Below are 16,300 nucleotides of genomic sequence, written 5' to 3' on the forward strand. Positions count from 1 at the left end.
ACTCGATCGGATGCGACCGATCCGCGGCGTGATGTTCGACATGGGCGACACGCTGCTCGGGCGCGGCGACGGCCCGGCGATCCTGCGTGACGAAGCGCGCAAGCTCGGACGCGTTGTCGACGACGAAGCCGCGCGCCGGATGTGGCGCGCGATCCAGGAACGGGCGCGTACGCCCGAGGAGATCGCGAAGGGACGCGACCTGTCGGAACGCGCGCACCGCGAGTGCTGGACCGCGCTGTACTCGGCGGCGGACGTGATCGCCGACGGGCTCGGCGAGATCCTCTACGAGCGCGAGATCTCGGCCGACGCGTGGATGCCGTTCCCCGACACGAAGCCGACGCTCGAAGCACTGGGCGACGCGGCCATCCCGATGGTCGTCGTGAGCGACACGGGGTGGGACATCCGTCCCGTGCTGGCGAAGCACGGACTGCTCGACTTCTTCGCGGGTCTCGTGCTCTCGTACGAGCACGGCGCCGCGAAGCCCGCACCGCAGCTGTTCGCCACCGCGTGCGAGCAACTCGGCGTCGGCGCGGAGGACGCGCTGATGGTCGGCGACAACGCGTTGACCGACGGCGGCGCGATCGAGTCGGGTGTGCGCGTCTACCTGTTGCCGGCGCAGCACACGCCCGGGCCGCGCGGGCTCGACGCGGTCCTGCGGCTCGCCGGGGTCACAGCTCCCTGAGCCAGTCGCGCGTCTCGACGATCGCGCGCACGCGCGCCGCGAACGCTGCCGCGTAGGCGCCGTCGACCGCGCGGTGGTCGAAGCTGAGACAGAGGTAGCCCATCGGACGGATCTCGATCGAGCTCCCGATCGCGACGACTTCCTTGCGCACGCCGTCGGTGGAGAGGATGCCGACCTGGGGACGGTTGATGATCGGGACGGAGATCGCGGTGCCCGCGGCTCCCGGGTTCGTGATGGTGAAGCTGCCACCGACCGTGTCGTCGGGGGTCATGCGCTTCGCGCGGGCGCGGCGCGCGACGTCGTCGATCGCACGGGCGAGCGTGCGCAGGCGCAACCCGTCGGCATCGTGGACCACGGGCACGACGAGCCCCTGGTGCGCGAGGTCGACGGCGATGCCGAGCCCGATCGCGCGGTGCACGGTGAGGCGGTCGTCGACGTCGAGCGTCGCGTTGAACAACGGGTAGTCGCGCAACGCGTCGCAGACGGCACGCGCGACGAACGGCAGATACGTGAGCGAGAAGCCTTCCTGTTCCCGGAACGCGACCCGCCATTCCTGACGCGCGACGTCGACCGCCGAGTAGTCGGTGTGCACGATCGTGAGCGCGTGCGCGGCCGTGTGCTTCGACGCGAGCAGCGCGGTGCCCGCGCGGGCCTGGACGCGCGTGAACGGAACCCGCTCGTCACCGCTCGGCGCGGTCGGCGCGGTCGGCGCGATCAGCGCGATCGGCGCGATCGGCGCGATCGGCGCCACGGGTGCGGCGGGCGCAACGACCGCCGTCGCTCCGATCGGCACGGTCGCCACCGCGGTGTCGAGATCCGCGAGCGTCACGCGGCCCTGCGCGCCCGAGCCGGCCCCGGCGGCGAGCGCGCTCGGGTCCATCCCCCGCTCCCGCGCCGCGCGGCGCACGGCCGGCGACAGGAACCCCGCCGTGGCGCGCGGTCGGCGCACCCGCCAGGGACGAACCTCGGGCTCGGCTGAGCTGCCGTCGGTCACGCGACCAGCGTACGGGGCCGTAGTGTGAGCCGCTGTCCGGAGGTGAACGGCATGAAGGTGCTCCAGCAGCCGTCGTTGCCCTTCGAGGTTCCGGTGGAGGAGGCGCTCGACGACTATTGCCGCGCGCTCGTCTCGCGTTACCTCGACGACCGCGAGATCGCGCTGCGCCAACAGAGCAAGGCGTTCTTCCAGATCTCGGGCGCGGGCCACGAGGCGCTCCTGCTCGGCCTCGCCCGGTCGTTGCGGCCCGCGTACGACTGGTTCTTCCCGTACTACCGGGATCGCGCGCTCGCGCTCGCGCTCGGTGTCACGCCGACCGAGATGCTGCTCCAGGCGGTCGGCGCCGCGAACGACCCCGCGTCGGGCGGCCGCCAGATGCCATGCCACTGGGGCGCGGCACACCTCAACATCGTCAGCCAGACGAGTTGCACCGGCAGCCAGTGCCTGCCCGCCGTCGGCTGCGCGGAAGCCGCGCGCTACATCGGGCGTCGCGACCTGCCCGGCTGCACCGCGTACGGCGACGAGATCACGTACGTGTCGCTCGGCGAGGGTGCGACCTCCGAGGGCGAGTTCTGGGAGAGCCTGAACACCGCGTGCCGGCTGCACCTCCCGGTGCTGTTCGTCGTCGCCGACAACGGCTACGCGATCTCGGTCCGCTCCTCCGACCAGATGCCGGCGCCGATCTCCGAGATGGTCGCGGGCATCCGTGGGCTCCACATCGTGAAGATGGACGGCCGCAACTACTTCGAGGTGCGGCACAAGGGCGCCGACGCGATCGCGCACGCGCGCGCCGGTATCGGTCCCGTGCTCATCCACGCGACGGTCACGCGGCCGTACGCGCACTCCCTCTCCGACGACCAGAAGAAGTACCGCGGTCCCGACGAGCTGCGCGACGAGTCCGAGCACGACCCGATCACGTTCATGGAGCAGGCGTTCCTCGCCGCGGGCGTCGCCGACTCCGAACGGCTCGAGGCGTTCAAGGCGACCGCGCGCGAGCGCGTGCGCGCCGCGGCCGAGGAGGCCCTCGCCGCGCCCCGCCCCGATCCCGGCAGCGTGTTCGAGCAGGTGTTCGCGCCCGCGCGCCCGGAGCCGGAGCCCTCGCCCGCGGAACCCGAGTCCGTCGGTGAGCCCGTCGCGTTCGGCGAGGCGATCCGGCTCACGCTGCACGAGCAGATGGCCGTCGACGAGCGCATCCGCGTCTTCGGCGAGGACGTCGCCGACTGCGACCCCGAGTTGCTCGACGTCGTCGCGGGCAAGGGCGGCGTCTTCGGCATCACGTTCGGACTGCAGCGCAGCTTCGGCGACGCGCGCTGCTTCAACACACCGCTCGCGGAGGCGAACATCGTCGGCCGCGGCGTCGGCATGGCGATGCGCGGGCTGCGGCCGTGCGCGGAGATCCAGTTCTTCGACTACGTGTGGCCCGCGATGCAGCAGCTGAAGTCGGAGGCCGCGACGACACGCTGGCGCTCGAACGGCGCGTTCACGTGCCCGCTCGTCGTGCGCATCGCGACCGGCGGCTACCTGACCGGCGGCGCGATCTGGCACTCGCACTGCGACGAGGCGATCTTCGCCCACGTTCCGGGCCTGCTCATCGCGTTCCCGTCCCGAGCGCGCGATGCGGTCGGGCTCCTGCGGCAGGCGTTCCGGAGCGAGGACCCCGTGCTCTTCCTCGAGCACAAGCACCTGTACCGGCAGGGTTACAACCGCGATCCGATGCCACCCGAAGGCTGGACGATCCCGTTCGGCAAGGGCGCGTACGTCACGCGCGGCGATCGGGCGACGGTCGTCACGTGGGGCGCGACCGTGCACCGCGCGGTCGTCGCGACGCAGCAGCTGGGCGAGGGCCACGGCGTCGAGATCGTCGACCTGCGCACGATCACGCCGTGGGACCGCGACATCGTCGCGGAGTCCGTGAAGCGCACGGGTCGTCTGCTCGTGCTGCACGAGGACCGGCTCACCGGCGGTTTCGGTGCCGAGGTCGCGGCCTTCGCCGCCGACGAGTGCTTCGAGTATCTCGACGCGCCGGTGTTGCGACTCGCGGCCATCGACACGCTCGTCGGCTACGAGCCCACCCTCGAAGCCGCGACGCTCCCCCAGGTCGACGACATCGCCCGTGACCTCAAGCACCTGCTCGACTATTAGCCGCTTCGTGGTACTGCGTTGGCGCGTCATGGCCCGATAACGCAGTACCACTAACGCGAGCGAAGCGTCTCGAGCAGCTCTTCGCGCGACGGGCCGAAGGGTTCGGGGGGCGGGCGGGTGTCGCGGGCGGCGTAGGCCTCCATCACCGCGGTCACCACTTCGCCGTCGGCGATCAGCGCGTCGGGCTTCGCGAGCAGGTTGAACCAGCGCAGGAACGCGCGGAAGACGACGGGCGACGTCTGCAGCGCGGGCAGCAGGCCTTCCCGCAGCAGCGCGCGCACCATCGAACGCCCGTCGTCGGCGTCGTCATCTTCGTCGGCGTCGTCGGCCGGCACCGCCGACTCGCGGTCCTGGAGCACTGCGGCCCGGTACCAAGGATCGAGCTCCCGCGTCGTGAGCTCGTCGAACTCGAGCAGCGCGGCGGGCAGATCCTCGGGGTGCTCGCGCAGCACATCCGCGAGCCCGAACGCGTGCACGAGCGCGAGCGAGCAGCCGCGCCCGTACAGCGGGTTCGTGCAGACCGACGCGTCACCGACGGCGACGAATCCGTCCGCGATCGGCTGATCGTGCACGACGAAGTGGCGCTTGCGGTTGCGCAGACCGGCCATGAGATGCACGTCGGTGATCGGTTGCGCGCGCCCGTCGAGCCACTCCCACGCGGCGGGGATCGTGCGCGCGGCCGCGTCGAACGCGTCGGGCGCTGCGAGCGCGCGGCGAAGCTCCGTGTCGTCGACCGCGACCGCGAGCGTCACCGAGAACGTGCGGTTGTCGCCGACGAACACCGCGAACTTGAGGTGCCCGAGGTCGCCCGCGACCGGACCCTCCCCGACCGGCGCCTCCGCGCCGGCACGCAGCTCGTAGAACCGCGAGAAGTAGACGATGCCGGTCTCGTGCACGTCGGCAGGCGGTTCCTCGACGCCCGCCACCGCGAGCCAGCGCTCGGAACCGCCGCGCGGACCGGACGCGTCGACGACGAGGTCGGCCGCGATCGTGGCTTCCGAACCGGCCTCGCCGGCGCCCGCGCCGCCGTGGGCACGCACGCGCAGCCCGCGCACGCGCGGCCGCACCGTTGCGGTCGCGTCGAGGCCGACCACGTCGGTGCCGTCGAGCAACGTCACGCGCTCGGACTCCAACGCGCACCGGCGCAACACCCATTCGAACGTCGTGCGCCGGCACGCGAGCGCGACCAGCTCGTCGTCGCCGGGACGCGGGTCACGGTCGCTGAGCGTCTCCGGCAGATGGTCGGTGAAGCGGATCTCGGTCGCGCCGGCCGCCAGCAACCGGTCGAGGACGTCCGGCGCGCGCTCCCGCAGGAGGTTCCGCAGACGCGCGAGAAAGGCGTGCGAATGCCGGACCTGCGGCGCGCCGCGTCGGGCCCACGCGGTGAAGGCGTCGGTCGCGCTCGCGGGCATCGGCGTGGCGTCGCGCTCGACGATCGTCACGGTGTGCCCGTCGCGCGCGAGCGCGAGGGCGCTCGCCAGCCCTGCGACCCCCGCTCCTGCGATGACCACGCGCACGCGCGCCCTCCGATCCGACGCGCAACGTATCGGTGGCGACCCGATCCCTCGGGAACCCGGCGTGCCGTCCATCGGGGCGGGCGTGGCGCGACACTTCCCCGGGTAAGCGCACGTCAGGGCTTGCACGACACCTTGTGAACGGGCAGGCTCCTGCCCGAATCTGACGGAGTGTCACATTCACTGGGAGACCACGCGCAACACGAGGCATTCGTGTCGTGCCGAGGGGGGACTGTGAAGCGAACCGGATGGCTGGTCGTCGTCGTCGCGCTGAGCCTCGCGTTCGCCGCCTGCAGCAGCAGCGGCAGCGGCGGGAGCGGTGACAACGGCCTCGGTGGAAGCACGTCGTCCCCGAGCAGCACCGGGAAGGACGTCTGCACCGGCAAGACGCTCACGTCGAGCGAGGTCGGTGTCTCGCCCTCCACGATCACCGTCACGGTGATGGCCGACGTCGGCTCGCAGCTGTCGCCCGGTCTCTTCCAGGGCTCGATGGACGGCGTGAACGCGTGGGCGAAGTACGTCAACGCGAACGGCGGCCTCGCGTGCCGCCAGGTCGTCGTGAAGGAAGCCGACTCCGACCTCAGCCCGACCGAGACGAAGAACGGTGTCGTCTCCGCGTGCGGCAACTCGCTCGTGCTCCTCGGCACCACCGCGCTGTTCCTCAACGACATGCGCCCGGCCGAGGGTTGCAAGGACAAGGCCGGCGCGGCCACCGGCATCCCCGACCTCGCGGTGCTGCAGACCGAGCCCGTCGAGCAGTGCTCGGCGATCTCGTTCGCCGTGATCCCGAACGGCGGCAGCTGCCCGTACTCGGGCAGTGGGGTGCGCACGTTCTCTGCGGTCACGCCCGCGATCGACTGGTTCAAGAAGAACGTGACGAGCGACCTGCACGGCATCTTCGTCGTGCCGGCCGACCTCCCGTCGACGATCACCTCGAGCACCGTGCTGTACGCGGGCATCACGCAGAACGGCGTGAAGATGGACGCCGAGTTCGGCATGAGCGGACTCGCGACCCAGTCGCAGTACACGCCGATCGCGTCGTCGATCAAGGCGCACCACGCGACCTGGGTGATGAACGGCCTCGACTACTCCGGCACCCTGAAGATGCGCAACGAGGCGGCACAGCAGGGCGTCACCGGCGTGAAGGTCTGGGCCTGCTCGCTGCAGTGCTACGCACCGAACTTCGTGAAGCAGGGCGGCGCGAACGTCGAAGGCCAGTACTCGTGGCTGCAGTTCCTGCCCTTCGAGGACAAGGGCTCGAACGACACGCTCGACGCGTTCCTCCAGTACGACGCCAAGCCCGACGGCTTCGGCCTCCAGGCGTTCGCGGCGGGCGTGCTCTTCCAGCAGGTCGTCACGAAGATCGCCCAGGACGACGGCCCGAATGCGATCACGCGCAAGGCCGTGCTCGACGGGATCCGGCAGGTGCACGACTTCGACGCCGGCGGCATGCTCGTGCCGACCGACGTCGCGGGCAAGACGCCGAGCAAGTGCATCGTGATCGTCCAGGTGAAGAACGGTGCGTGGACCCGCGTCGACCCGGTCGCGAAGGGCAAGTTCGACTGCGACGAGCCGAGCGCCATCACGACGATCAGCGCCGACCCGTTGAAGCTGTACAAGCCCAACAGCCACTAGCCGCGGGCGCTCCCTGACCGAGACGCGAACCAGGTGAGACATCGGCACGAGCGGGGAGGTGGGCGATGAAGAGGTCGAACCTCGCCGTGGCGGTCGCCGCGATCGTCGCCGTCGTCTACGTCGTGCACGAGTCGTGGGCCGGCAACGCGGTCACGCGCTCGAGCGTCATCAACCTGCTCGTCTTCGCGTTGCCGCTCGCGAGTGTGTACGCGATCTCGGCCGCGGGCCTCGTGGTCGTCTATACGACGACGGGCATCTTCAACTTCGCCCAGGGCGCCATCGGCATGTTCATGGCGTACCTGTATTGGGAGCTGCACGTCCATCACCACCTGCCGACGGCCGTCGCGCTGGTGCTCGTCGTGCTGGTTGCGGCGCCGCTGCTCGGATTGCTGCTCGACCGCTTCCTCATGCGGCGGCTCGAGCAGCAGTCGCTCGTCGTGCAGCTCATGGTCACGGTCGGGCTCATGCTCACCTTCATGGGCCTCGCGGCGACGCTGTGGGACCAGAACTCGATCCACTCCCTCCCGAACTTCTTCGGCTCCGGCGGCGTCCACATCAGCGGCGTGATCCTGTCGTGGCAGCGGCTCATCGTCATCGTCGTCGCGCTGGCGCTCGCGGTCGGCCTGCGGCTCCTGCTGTTCAACACCCGCCTCGGCGTCGCGATGCGCGCCGTCGTCGACAACCGTGACCTCGCGGCGCTCACGGGCGCACGACCCGATCTCGTGTCGGGGTTCTCGTGGGCGCTCGGCTGCTCGCTCGCCGCGATCGCCGGCATCCTCATCGCGCCCGACACGGGCATGGCGGTCACGGGCGCGCTCTCGCTGATCGTGATCAACGCGTTCGTCGCCGCGATCGTCGGACGGTTGCGGAGCCTGCCGCTCACGTACGTCGGCGCGCTGCTCCTCGCGGTCGCGATCCAGTTCTCGCAGCAATACCTCGCGCTCGGCGAACGCTGGGCGCAGGCGCCGCTCGCGCTGCCGACGATCATGCTGTTCGTCGTCCTGCTGCTCCTGCCGCAGGCGCGGCTGCAGTTCCGCAGGATCGGTGGGGTCCGTCGCATCGAGCGCGTCTCGACCATCCGCGACACCGTGATCGGCGCGATCGCGCTGCTCGTGGTGATGGCCGTCGTCGTGCAGTTCCTGAGCGCGACCAACGTCAACCGTGTGACCGCGGGAATGGCGACCGCGCTGATCGCGCTCTCGCTCGTTCCCCTCACCGGTTGGGCGGGCCAGGTGTCGCTGGCGCCGCTCGCGTTCGCGGGCTTCGGCGCGGTCGCCTACGCGAAATGGGGGGGCGCGCACGGCAGCCTGCTCGCGATCGTGCTCGCGACGCTCATCGCGATCCCGATCGGCGCGGTGATGGCGCTCCCCGCGCTCCGGCTCCAGGGTCTCTACCTCGCGTTGGCGACACTCGCGTTCGCGTCGATGTGCGAGTACGTCGTCTTCACCCAGCCCGAGCTGTTGGGCTCGCAGTCGAGATACGTGAACCGGTTGAAGATCTTCGGCCTGAACTTCAGCGGCAACCACGTGTACCTGATGCTCATCACCGCGGTCTTCGGCTTAGCGAGCATCGCCGTCGTCGCGCTCAGACGCAGCGCCTTCGGGCGCCGCCTGGTCGCGATGCGCGACTCCGAAGCCGCGTCGGCGACGATCGGCGTCAACATCCTCGAGACGAAGGTGATCGTGTTCATGCTGTCCGCGGCGATCGCGGGCTTCGCGGGTGCCTTCCTCGCGCAGCAGGCCGGCTCGCTCAGCGCGTCGAGCTTCCCGATGCTCCAGGGTCTGCCGATCGTGCTCGCACTCGTGATCGGGGGCGTCGCGTCGGTCTCGGGCGCGCTCTTCGCCGGGCTGTTCGGGTTCGGGCTCGTCTACATCAAGGAGTCGTGGCACCTGTCGCTGTGGCGCTCGCTCGAGATCCTCGGGCCCGGCCTCACCGCGCTCGGCATCATCCAGAACCCGTCGGGCGCCGTCGTCGCGATCGGCGACGGGTTCGCGCCGCTGCTGCCGTGGCGCAAGGACGCGAAGGCGCGCTCGGAAGCCGAGAAGGCCCGCCTCGCACTGCCGGAGATCGGCGAGCTCGGTCTGACGCGCGCGTTCACGGCCAGCGACATCGTCGCGATCGAGCGTCAGCTCGGCGTGACCGACGATTTGAACGCGCACCTGTTGCACCAACCGAACGGCCACGCGGCCGACGGCACCACCACGACCGGCCCGTCGGCCGCGACCGCACCGGAGGCCGCGCGTGGGACTCCTTGACGCCACCGACATCGTCGTCCGGTTCGGCGGCCTCCAGGCGCTCGACGCCGCGTCGCTGACCGTCGAGCCCGGCTGCGTCACGGGGCTCATCGGCCCGAACGGCGCGGGCAAGACGACGTTGTTCAACGTGATCACCGGGCTCCAACGGCCGACGAGCGGCCGGGTGATGCTCGAGGACCGCGACATCACGGGCGCGAAGCCGCACCGGCGCGCACGACTCGGCGTCGCCCGCACGTTCCAGCGCCTCGAGGCGTTCGGCAGCCTCTCCGCGCGGGAGAACGTGCTCGTTGCCGCGGAGATGCGCCGGCGCTGGGCCAAGGACTCGCAGTCCCCCGCCGAGCTCACCCAGGAGACGCTCGAGCTGGTCGGTATCACCGCGATCGCCGACGTCATCGTCGACGAGCTCCCGACGGGCACCGCGCGACTCGTCGAGGTCGCACGCGCACTCGCGACGAAGCCGCGCGTGCTGCTGCTCGACGAGCCGTCGTCAGGACTCGACGACGACGAGACCGACGCGCTCGGACGCCTCCTCCTGCAGCTCGCCGAGCGCGGCCTCGGCATCCTGCTCGTCGAGCACGACATGCCGTTCGTCATGCACACGTGCATTCACATCGATGTCCTCGACTTCGGTCGGATCATCGCCACCGGCAACCCCACCGACATCCAGGGCGACGCCGCCGTGCAGGCCGCGTACCTCGGCAGCGGCACCGGGGTGACGAAGTGACGGGGCGCGCATGACGATCGCCGGCAATACGCCCGTCGGCGACGTGGCGCGGGAGCCGGTACTCCAGCTCAAGGGCATCCGCGCCGGCTACGGCCGCATCGACGTGCTGCACGGCGTCGACCTGCGGCTCATGCCCGGCGAGGTCTACGCGCTGCTCGGACCGAACGGTGCGGGCAAGTCGACGACGCTCGCGGTCGCGAGCGGTCAGATCGTGCCGTCGGCGGGCACGCTCTCGTTGTTCGGCCGCACGGTGAACGGCGTGTCGGCCGACGCGCTCGCGCGCGCGGGCATGTGTCTCGTGCCCGAAGGGCGCGGCATCTTCCCGAACCTGTCGGTGCTCGAGAACCTGCGTATGGCCACCTTCACGGGCACGTCGATGAGCATGGTGACCGAGCGCGCGTTCGAGCGCTTCCCGCGGCTCGCCGAGCGCCGCAAGCAGACCTCGGGCACGCTGTCGGGCGGCGAGCAACAGATGCTCGCGATGGCCCGCGCGCTCGCCACCAATCCCGCCGTGTTGCTGATCGACGAGCTGTCGATGGGGCTCGCCCCGATCGTCGTCGAGGAGCTCTACACCCACGTGGCGAACATCGCCCGCGAGGGCCTCTCGATCGTGATCGTGGAGCAGTTCGCCCACGAGATCCTCGGCGTCGCCGACGTCGCGGGCATCATGCTGCACGGCCGGATCCAGCAGGTAGGTTCGCCGGCCGAGATCGCGGAGGAGCTCGTCAGCGCCTACCTCGGCGCCGACAGCACGGACGGCCACCGATGACCACAGAGGAGACACCGATGAGCGAGAACCCCACCGACGACTCGGTGACGTCATCGGCGCGGCTCGCGCAGTTCCAAGAAGAGGTCGCGCGGCTCAAGCTCAAGGGCGGCGGCGCGAACCCGGAGCGCAACGGCGCGAACACCGGCATCGGCCTCGCGATCGTCGGCGTGATCATCGTCGTGATCGCGTGGTTGAGCTCGAAGGGCGCGGGCGGCAGCGTGAACGCGCGGCTCGACGCGCAGGTCGCGGCGATCATCGGCCTGCTGGTCGGGATCGTCGGGCTCGTCGTCTGGCTGCGCAACTCGATCACGAGCTACCTGCGCTACTGGCTGATCCGCCTGATCTACGAGGACCGCGAGCAGACCGAGCGCTTGATCCAGGCGATCGAGAAGCTCGCCGACAAATAACGTGCGCGACATGCGACGAGCGGAACGAGCAAGCGGCCGACTTCGCGCGCATCCCGCGTCGAGTCGGACGAGCTTGCGAGCCCGACCATGAGCTTGGAGCTGGCCGCGCTCGCGTGGGACGCGAACGATCCGCGCCGGCTCGCGGAGTTCTGGGCTGCGGCGCTGCGGTGGGAGGTCGGTGAGGAGCACGCCGGCGAGGTCGCGCTCGTGCCGACCGACGGGACGCGCTTCGGCGTCCTGTTCGTGCCGGTTGGAGAGCCGAAGGCCGAAGTGCTGAACCGGGTCCACCTCGACCTCACGACGAAGTCGGTCGAGGACCAGCAGCAGTCGGCCGAGCAGTTCGTCGCGCTCGGCGGCCGTCACATCGACATCGGGCAGAGCCCCGACGAATCGCACATCGTGATGGCGGATCCCGAAGGCAACGAGCTCTGCCTCATCGAGCCGTGGAACAGCTTCCTCTCGACGACCGGTCGCTTCGGGTCGATCACCAGCGACGGCTCACCCGCGACCGGGCGCTTCTGGAGCGCCGCGCTCGACTGGCCGCTCGTGTGGGACCAGGACGACGAGACCGCGATCCGTGCGCCCGACGGCACCGGCCCGATGATCACCTGGGGCGGCGGTGAGCTGCGGCCCAAGCCCGCGAAGAACCGCCAGCACCTGCACCTCGCGCCGACGGGCGATAGCGATCAGGCCGCGGAGGTCGAGCGGCTGCTCGCGCTCGGCGCGACGCGGGGCGGCATCGGCGAGGGTCGCGCCGACCGGGTCGTCCTGCTCGATCCCGACGACAACGAGTTCTGCGTCCTGCGCACGCGTGAGCGCCGAACGGCGCGTTAGCGCCGGCGACCGACCTCGTACGCGAACGTCAGGTCCTGCTCGAAGCTGCCGTCGGGCCGGGCGTCGAGCAAGCCACGCGCGAGGTCACGCTCGAAGTCGTCGATGCGGCGCCCGAGCACCGCGCAGGTCGTCGATCAGCGCATCCGGGTACGGCGGCCGGAGCCGGTCGTGGTCCTCGGCGGTGCCTTCGTAGAGATCCTTGCGGTACCGGAGCTCGGCCCGACACCGGCCGTCAGTTCTTGGGCAGGTCGCGGAACGGCACCGTCTTGTCGGTGCGGAGGTCGCCGGGGAGCCCGAGCACGCGCTCGCCGATCACGTTGCGTTGGATCTGCTCGGTGCCACCACCGGTGCGGATGCCCCACTGGTTGAGGAACACCTGTTGCCACATGCCGTTCTGCGGCGCCGCGCCGGTGCCGAGCATCCCGCGCGCGCCTTCGAGCGCGAGCACGAGGTCGCCGTCGCGCGCGACGCGCTGCGACACGAACAGCTTCGACACCGAGCTCTCGGGGCCGAGGCGCTCGCCGCGCTGCGCACGCGCCCGCGCGCGCAGGCCCAGCCACTTCAGGATCTCGAAGCGCGTGTAGCACTCGGCGAGTCGCTGCCGCATCACCGGATCCGCCGTGGCTTCGCATTCGCGCGCGAGGCGCAGGATCGCACCGAACGTGATGCCGGTGCCGCCACTGCCGATCATGTTGCGCTCGTTCGCGAGCGTCGTGTGCGCGACACCCCAACCACCGTGCAGCGGACCGAGGATGTTCGCGTTCGGCACGCGCACGTCGGTGAGGAACACCTCGTTGAAGTGCGCGAAACCCGTGATCTGCTTCAGCGGCCGCACCTCGACACCGGACGTCTGCATGTCGAGGAGGAAGTACGAGATGCCCTGGTGCTTGGGCACGTCGGGATCGGTGCGCGCGAGCAGCATCCCGTAGTCGCTGAACTGCGCGCCGGACGTCCACACCTTCTGGCCGTTGACGATCCACTCGTCGCCGTCGCGCTCGCCGCGCGTCGTGAGCCCCGCGAGGTCGGAGCCGGCGCCGGGCTCGGAGAAGAGCTGGCACCAGATGTCCTCGCCGCGCAGCATGCGGGGCAGGTAGAACGCCTTCTGCTCGTCGGTGCCGTGCGCCATGATCGTCGGGCCGACCATCTGGATGCCGACCGCGAACACCGAGGCCGACGCGTCGAACTTGCTCTCTTCGGCGGCGAACAGCCGCGCCTCGCGGATCGTGCCGCCCCGGCCGCCGTACTCCTTCGGCCACGCGATGCCGGCCCAGCCGTTGTCGTAGAGCGTGCGCTGCCACGCGCGACAGCGCGCGACGTGCGCGTCCTCGGCTTCCTTGCTCGTGTCGGTGGCGCCGAGCGTGATCGTCGCGTCGCCGAATCCCTGACGCGGCGTCGCGTGGGCCTCGAGGAACGCGCGCGCCTCGGCGCGGAACGCCTCGTCGGCCGCCGCCTGCGCGGCTTCTTCCTGCGAGAGCGCGGCGCTCCCGTTCATTGCTCGATCAGGCCCCGGCATGCGTCGGCACCGTACATCTCCTCGACGAGCAGCCCGTAGTTGGGACCGCGCCGAAGTTGATGGCCGCCGTCGACACCGATCATCTGCCCGGTGACCCACGACGACTCCGGTCCCGCGAGGTATCGCACCGCGTTCGCGATGTCGTCGACGGTGCCGACGCGCGAGATGGGCATCTGCTGGAGGTAGTCGTCGTACAGCGCGCCGCCCGCGGTGATGAACCCGACGAGCTCGGTGTCGACGAGACCGGGCTGCACCGCGTTCACGCGGATGTTCGACGGGCCCAGCTCGTCGGCCGCGACCTTCACGAGCATCTCGATGCCGGCCTTGCCGACGCAGTACGCGCTCATGTACTTGTGCGTCGCCACACCCGCGATCGACGACATACCGATGATCGATCCGCCGTTGCCGCGCGCCATCACGGGCGCCGCGTGCTTGATCGCGAGGAACGTGCCCGTGATGTTGAGGTCGAGCGTGGCGCGAAACGCTTCGACGTCGGAGAGCACGATCGGACCGAGGTGGAGCGACCCGCCCGCGCACGCGAAGAGGATGTCGAGCGAGCCGGTCGTCTCGGACGCTGCCTGGACCGCGCGCGCGACGTCGTCTTCCTTCGTCACGTCGGCGACCACGTAGCCGACGACGACACCCGGCGCGGCCACCTCCCGCAACTCCGAGGTCGCGGCGAGCAGGCGTTCCTCGGTGCGCCCGCAGATCATGACGGACGCGCCGTCGGCCGCGAGACGCTTCGCGGTGCCGAGCCCGATGCCGCTCCCGCCGCCGGTCACGAGCGCGGCACGCCCTTCGATGCTCATGCGGCTCCGACCTGTGCCCGACGGCCCGGCACTCGATCCTGACGGCCCGGTCCCCTTCGCGTGATGACCGGGCCTGCGGTCTGCGCCTGACCGCCGCTCACGCCGCGCTCACGCGGTGACTGTGGGCGCGGGCAGGTTCAGGTGCTGCGCGACGAACTCGGCGACGCGCGTGACCGCGGCGTCGGACTCCGGGATCATCGGACCGAACGCGTGCCACACATGGGTCATCTCGGGCCACACCTCGAGCGTGACATCGACTCCCGCGGCTTCGGCCGCCGCCGCGTAGCGCTTCGAGTCGTCGAGCAGCGTCTCCACCTCGCCGACGTGGATCAGCAGCGGCGGCAGCCCCTTCGCGTCACCGAACACCGGCGACGCGAGCGGATCGTTCGGGTCGTGATCGCCGAGGTACCAGTCGGCCATGCGCTGCAGGCCCGGACGCCGGACCATCGGATCGTGCGCGTCGAGCGCGTCCATCGACTCGCCCGAGAGCGTGAGGTCGGTCCACGGCGAGATCGGCACGGCCGCGGCGGGGAGCGGACGGCCGCGGTCGCGCAGCGCGTGCAGTGTCGCGAGCGTGAGCCCGCCGCCCGCGGAGTCGCCCGCGATCACGAGGCGGTCGGGCGCGAAGCCCTGCGTGAGCACCCACTCGTACGCGGCGAGCGCATCGTCGAGCGCGGCCGGGAACGGGTGCTCGGGTCCGAGTCGGTAGTCGACGACGAGGACCGGCAGGCCGGTGCGCGCCGCAAGATGGCTCGCGAGCCCGCGGTGTGTGTTGACGGAGCCCAAGACGTAGCCGCCGCCATGGAGGTAGACGACGCACGCGTCGGATGCGACGGTGGTCGCGGGGCGCACCCATTCCGACGGCACGCCGCCCGCCATCACGGTCTCGAAGACCGTGCCGTCGATCACGGGCACCGCGCCGACCATCGTCTCCATGCTTTGGCGCAGCTCGACCGCCGTGAGCGTCGACTCCTCGCCGGCGACGTTGGCCTGGCGGATCATCTCGACGACGGTGTCGAAGAGCTCGCTCGCCACGATCAGTCCTCGGCGATGCTGATCGCCTGCTTGGGGCAGAGCCGCACCGCTTCCTCGATCTTCGGGCGCAGTTCCTCGGGCGGCTGCTCCTGGAGCACGTAGAGGAAGTCGTCCGACCGCACCTCGAAGACCTCGGGGGCGATCCCCATGCAGATGGCGTTGCTCTCGCAACGATCGAAGTCGACGACGACCCGCATCGGCACGTCCTCCTGTCGTGATGGGCTCGGGATGGACGCTACCGCCCGGCGCGCCGCTCCATCTCCGTGGCCAGCTCGGCGAGCTCGGTCGCGAGCGGACCCGGCGCGAGCTCGGTGAGGCGGTCGGCGAGGGTGCGGTAGTACCAGAGCGTGCCGTCGCGACCGCCGGTGAAGCGGTCCAAGGTCGCGGGTCCGTCGGCGCGCAGGTCGGCCACGAGCGTGCGCGCGTTGTGGACCTTGTCGGCGAGCGCCACGAGCCACACGTCGGACCCCGCGCGCGGAAGCCGCGCGACGAATGCCTCCTTGCGGGCGCGCCACGGCGGCTTCGGCGACTCGAACGTGTCGGAGCAGGCCGCGACGATGTCGGCCACGCGGTCGCCGAGCTCGGCGCGGATGCGGGCGAGCGTCGCTTCCCCACCCTGGTCCTCGGGACCGTCGTGCAGCAGCGCCGCGATCGCAGTGTCCTCGTCGCCGCCGTGCTCGAGCACGAGGCCGGCCGCGGCCAGCAGGTGCGAGACGTAGGGCACGCCGTTCGCCTTGCGGGCCTGGTGCGCGTGGAGCTCGACCGCGAGCGCCAGCGCGGCGACGAAGCGGTCGCCGAGGATGACGGTCGGCTCGTCGGGGTCGGGCACGACGAGGATCCTCGCACGGTCGGGGTTTGCCGTCGCCGGGGTGCGCCTCTAACCTGGCGAAATCGGACTCTTCCCAGGATCATCCGTCGTCAGAGACATCTTGGTGTGCAGCCTGTTGGCGGTGTGCGCGGGCTGCGCCCGGCCGGGGGCTCCGGCGT

Annotated in this window: 16 protein-coding genes; 8 read left to right on the top strand and 8 right to left on the bottom strand. The window is 70.8% G+C overall.

What is annotated here, in order from left to right; translation table 11 throughout:
* Positions 1-10 precede the first annotated feature (10 nt).
* A complete protein-coding gene (locus VH914_02515; GenBank protein HEX4490053.1) occupies positions 11-682 on the top strand; it encodes an HAD family hydrolase in 672 nt (223 codons plus the stop codon).
* Here the strand turns inward: VH914_02515 and VH914_02520 are convergent.
* The gene (locus tag VH914_02520) at positions 669-1,676 is read right to left on the bottom strand and encodes a 2-oxo acid dehydrogenase subunit E2 (GenBank protein ID HEX4490054.1); all 1,008 of its coding nucleotides are present in this window, start codon (positions 1,674-1,676) and stop codon (positions 669-671) included. The two genes, VH914_02515 and VH914_02520, sit on opposite strands and share 14 nt — an antisense overlap.
* A 51-nt stretch (positions 1,677-1,727) precedes the next feature.
* On the opposite strand from VH914_02520, the gene VH914_02525 reads away from it, so the two are divergent.
* Positions 1,728-3,818 (top strand): dehydrogenase E1 component subunit alpha/beta, encoded by a 2,091-nt coding sequence (locus tag VH914_02525; GenBank protein ID HEX4490055.1) that lies wholly within the window; start codon positions 1,728-1,730, stop codon positions 3,816-3,818.
* 50 nt (positions 3,819-3,868) lie between these two features.
* On the opposite strand, the gene VH914_02530 is transcribed toward VH914_02525, so the two are convergent.
* On the bottom strand, positions 3,869-5,335 hold the full coding sequence (locus tag VH914_02530) for an FAD-dependent oxidoreductase (protein HEX4490056.1): 1,467 nt from the start codon (positions 5,333-5,335) through the stop codon (positions 3,869-3,871).
* A gap of 231 nt (positions 5,336-5,566) precedes the next feature.
* Between VH914_02530 and VH914_02535 the strand changes: the two genes are divergently transcribed.
* The 6 genes from VH914_02535 to VH914_02560 all read left to right on the top strand — a co-directional run bounded on the left by VH914_02535 (position 5,567) and on the right by VH914_02560 (position 11,956).
* Positions 5,567-6,967, top strand: coding sequence for an ABC transporter substrate-binding protein (locus VH914_02535; protein ID HEX4490057.1), 1,401 nt, complete (start codon positions 5,567-5,569; stop codon positions 6,965-6,967).
* 65 nt (positions 6,968-7,032) lie between these two features.
* Positions 7,033-9,222 (top strand): ABC transporter permease, encoded by a 2,190-nt coding sequence (locus tag VH914_02540; GenBank protein HEX4490058.1) that lies wholly within the window; start codon positions 7,033-7,035, stop codon positions 9,220-9,222.
* Positions 9,209-9,946, top strand: coding sequence for an ABC transporter ATP-binding protein (locus VH914_02545; GenBank protein ID HEX4490059.1), 738 nt, complete (start codon positions 9,209-9,211; stop codon positions 9,944-9,946). Before VH914_02540 ends, VH914_02545 begins: the two co-directional genes overlap by 14 nt.
* A gap of 10 nt (positions 9,947-9,956) precedes the next feature.
* On the top strand, positions 9,957-10,715 hold the full coding sequence (locus tag VH914_02550) for an ABC transporter ATP-binding protein (protein HEX4490060.1): 759 nt from the start codon (positions 9,957-9,959) through the stop codon (positions 10,713-10,715).
* A gap of 17 nt (positions 10,716-10,732) precedes the next feature.
* The gene (locus VH914_02555; GenBank protein ID HEX4490061.1) at positions 10,733-11,122 is read left to right on the top strand and encodes a hypothetical protein; all 390 of its coding nucleotides are present in this window, start codon (positions 10,733-10,735) and stop codon (positions 11,120-11,122) included.
* A gap of 87 nt (positions 11,123-11,209) precedes the next feature.
* Complete coding sequence (locus tag VH914_02560; GenBank protein ID HEX4490062.1) at positions 11,210-11,956, top strand: VOC family protein; 747 nt, start codon at positions 11,210-11,212, stop codon at positions 11,954-11,956.
* Here the strand turns inward: VH914_02560 and VH914_02565 are convergent.
* From VH914_02565 to VH914_02590, 6 genes are all read right to left on the bottom strand, one after another.
* Positions 11,953-12,075, bottom strand: coding sequence for a hypothetical protein (locus VH914_02565; GenBank protein ID HEX4490063.1), 123 nt, complete (start codon positions 12,073-12,075; stop codon positions 11,953-11,955). The two genes, VH914_02560 and VH914_02565, sit on opposite strands and share 4 nt — an antisense overlap.
* A gap of 113 nt (positions 12,076-12,188) precedes the next feature.
* The gene (locus tag VH914_02570; GenBank protein ID HEX4490064.1) at positions 12,189-13,448 is read right to left on the bottom strand and encodes an acyl-CoA dehydrogenase family protein; all 1,260 of its coding nucleotides are present in this window, start codon (positions 13,446-13,448) and stop codon (positions 12,189-12,191) included.
* The gene (locus VH914_02575; protein HEX4490065.1) at positions 13,445-14,278 is read right to left on the bottom strand and encodes a glucose 1-dehydrogenase; all 834 of its coding nucleotides are present in this window, start codon (positions 14,276-14,278) and stop codon (positions 13,445-13,447) included. Before VH914_02575 ends, VH914_02570 begins: the two co-directional genes overlap by 4 nt.
* A 108-nt stretch (positions 14,279-14,386) precedes the next feature.
* Positions 14,387-15,313, bottom strand: coding sequence for an alpha/beta hydrolase (locus tag VH914_02580; GenBank protein HEX4490066.1), 927 nt, complete (start codon positions 15,311-15,313; stop codon positions 14,387-14,389).
* Between the two features lie 2 nt (positions 15,314-15,315).
* On the bottom strand, positions 15,316-15,510 hold the full coding sequence (locus VH914_02585) for a ferredoxin (GenBank protein HEX4490067.1): 195 nt from the start codon (positions 15,508-15,510) through the stop codon (positions 15,316-15,318).
* Between the two features lie 38 nt (positions 15,511-15,548).
* On the bottom strand, positions 15,549-16,142 hold the full coding sequence (locus tag VH914_02590) for an HD domain-containing protein (GenBank protein ID HEX4490068.1): 594 nt from the start codon (positions 16,140-16,142) through the stop codon (positions 15,549-15,551).
* Positions 16,143-16,300: the final 158 nt, after the last annotated feature.

The organism is Acidimicrobiia bacterium (genome assembly GCA_036271555.1).
In the GTDB taxonomy this organism is placed as follows: Bacteria; Actinomycetota; Acidimicrobiia; order IMCC26256; family PALSA-610; genus DATBAK01.

Bases quoted from the DNA above. Each gene is read 5' to 3' on its own strand.
- VH914_02585 (HEX4490067.1), bottom strand. From the start codon at position 15,510: ATGCGGGTCGTCGTCGACTTCGATCGTTGCGAGAGCAACGCCATCTGC.
- VH914_02540 (HEX4490058.1), top strand. From the start codon at position 7,033: ATGAAGAGGTCGAACCTCGCCGTGGCGGTCGCCGCGATCGTCGCCGTC.
- VH914_02560 (HEX4490062.1), top strand. From the start codon at position 11,210: ATGAGCTTGGAGCTGGCCGCGCTCGCGTGGGACGCGAACGATCCGCGC.
- VH914_02575 (HEX4490065.1), bottom strand. From the start codon at position 14,278: ATGAGCATCGAAGGGCGTGCCGCGCTCGTGACCGGCGGCGGGAGCGGC.
- VH914_02570 (HEX4490064.1), bottom strand. From the start codon at position 13,448: ATGAACGGGAGCGCCGCGCTCTCGCAGGAAGAAGCCGCGCAGGCGGCG.
- VH914_02555 (HEX4490061.1), top strand. From the start codon at position 10,733: ATGAGCGAGAACCCCACCGACGACTCGGTGACGTCATCGGCGCGGCTC.
- VH914_02515 (HEX4490053.1), top strand. From the start codon at position 11: ATGCGACCGATCCGCGGCGTGATGTTCGACATGGGCGACACGCTGCTC.
- VH914_02550 (HEX4490060.1), top strand. From the start codon at position 9,957: ATGACGATCGCCGGCAATACGCCCGTCGGCGACGTGGCGCGGGAGCCG.
- VH914_02525 (HEX4490055.1), top strand. From the start codon at position 1,728: ATGAAGGTGCTCCAGCAGCCGTCGTTGCCCTTCGAGGTTCCGGTGGAG.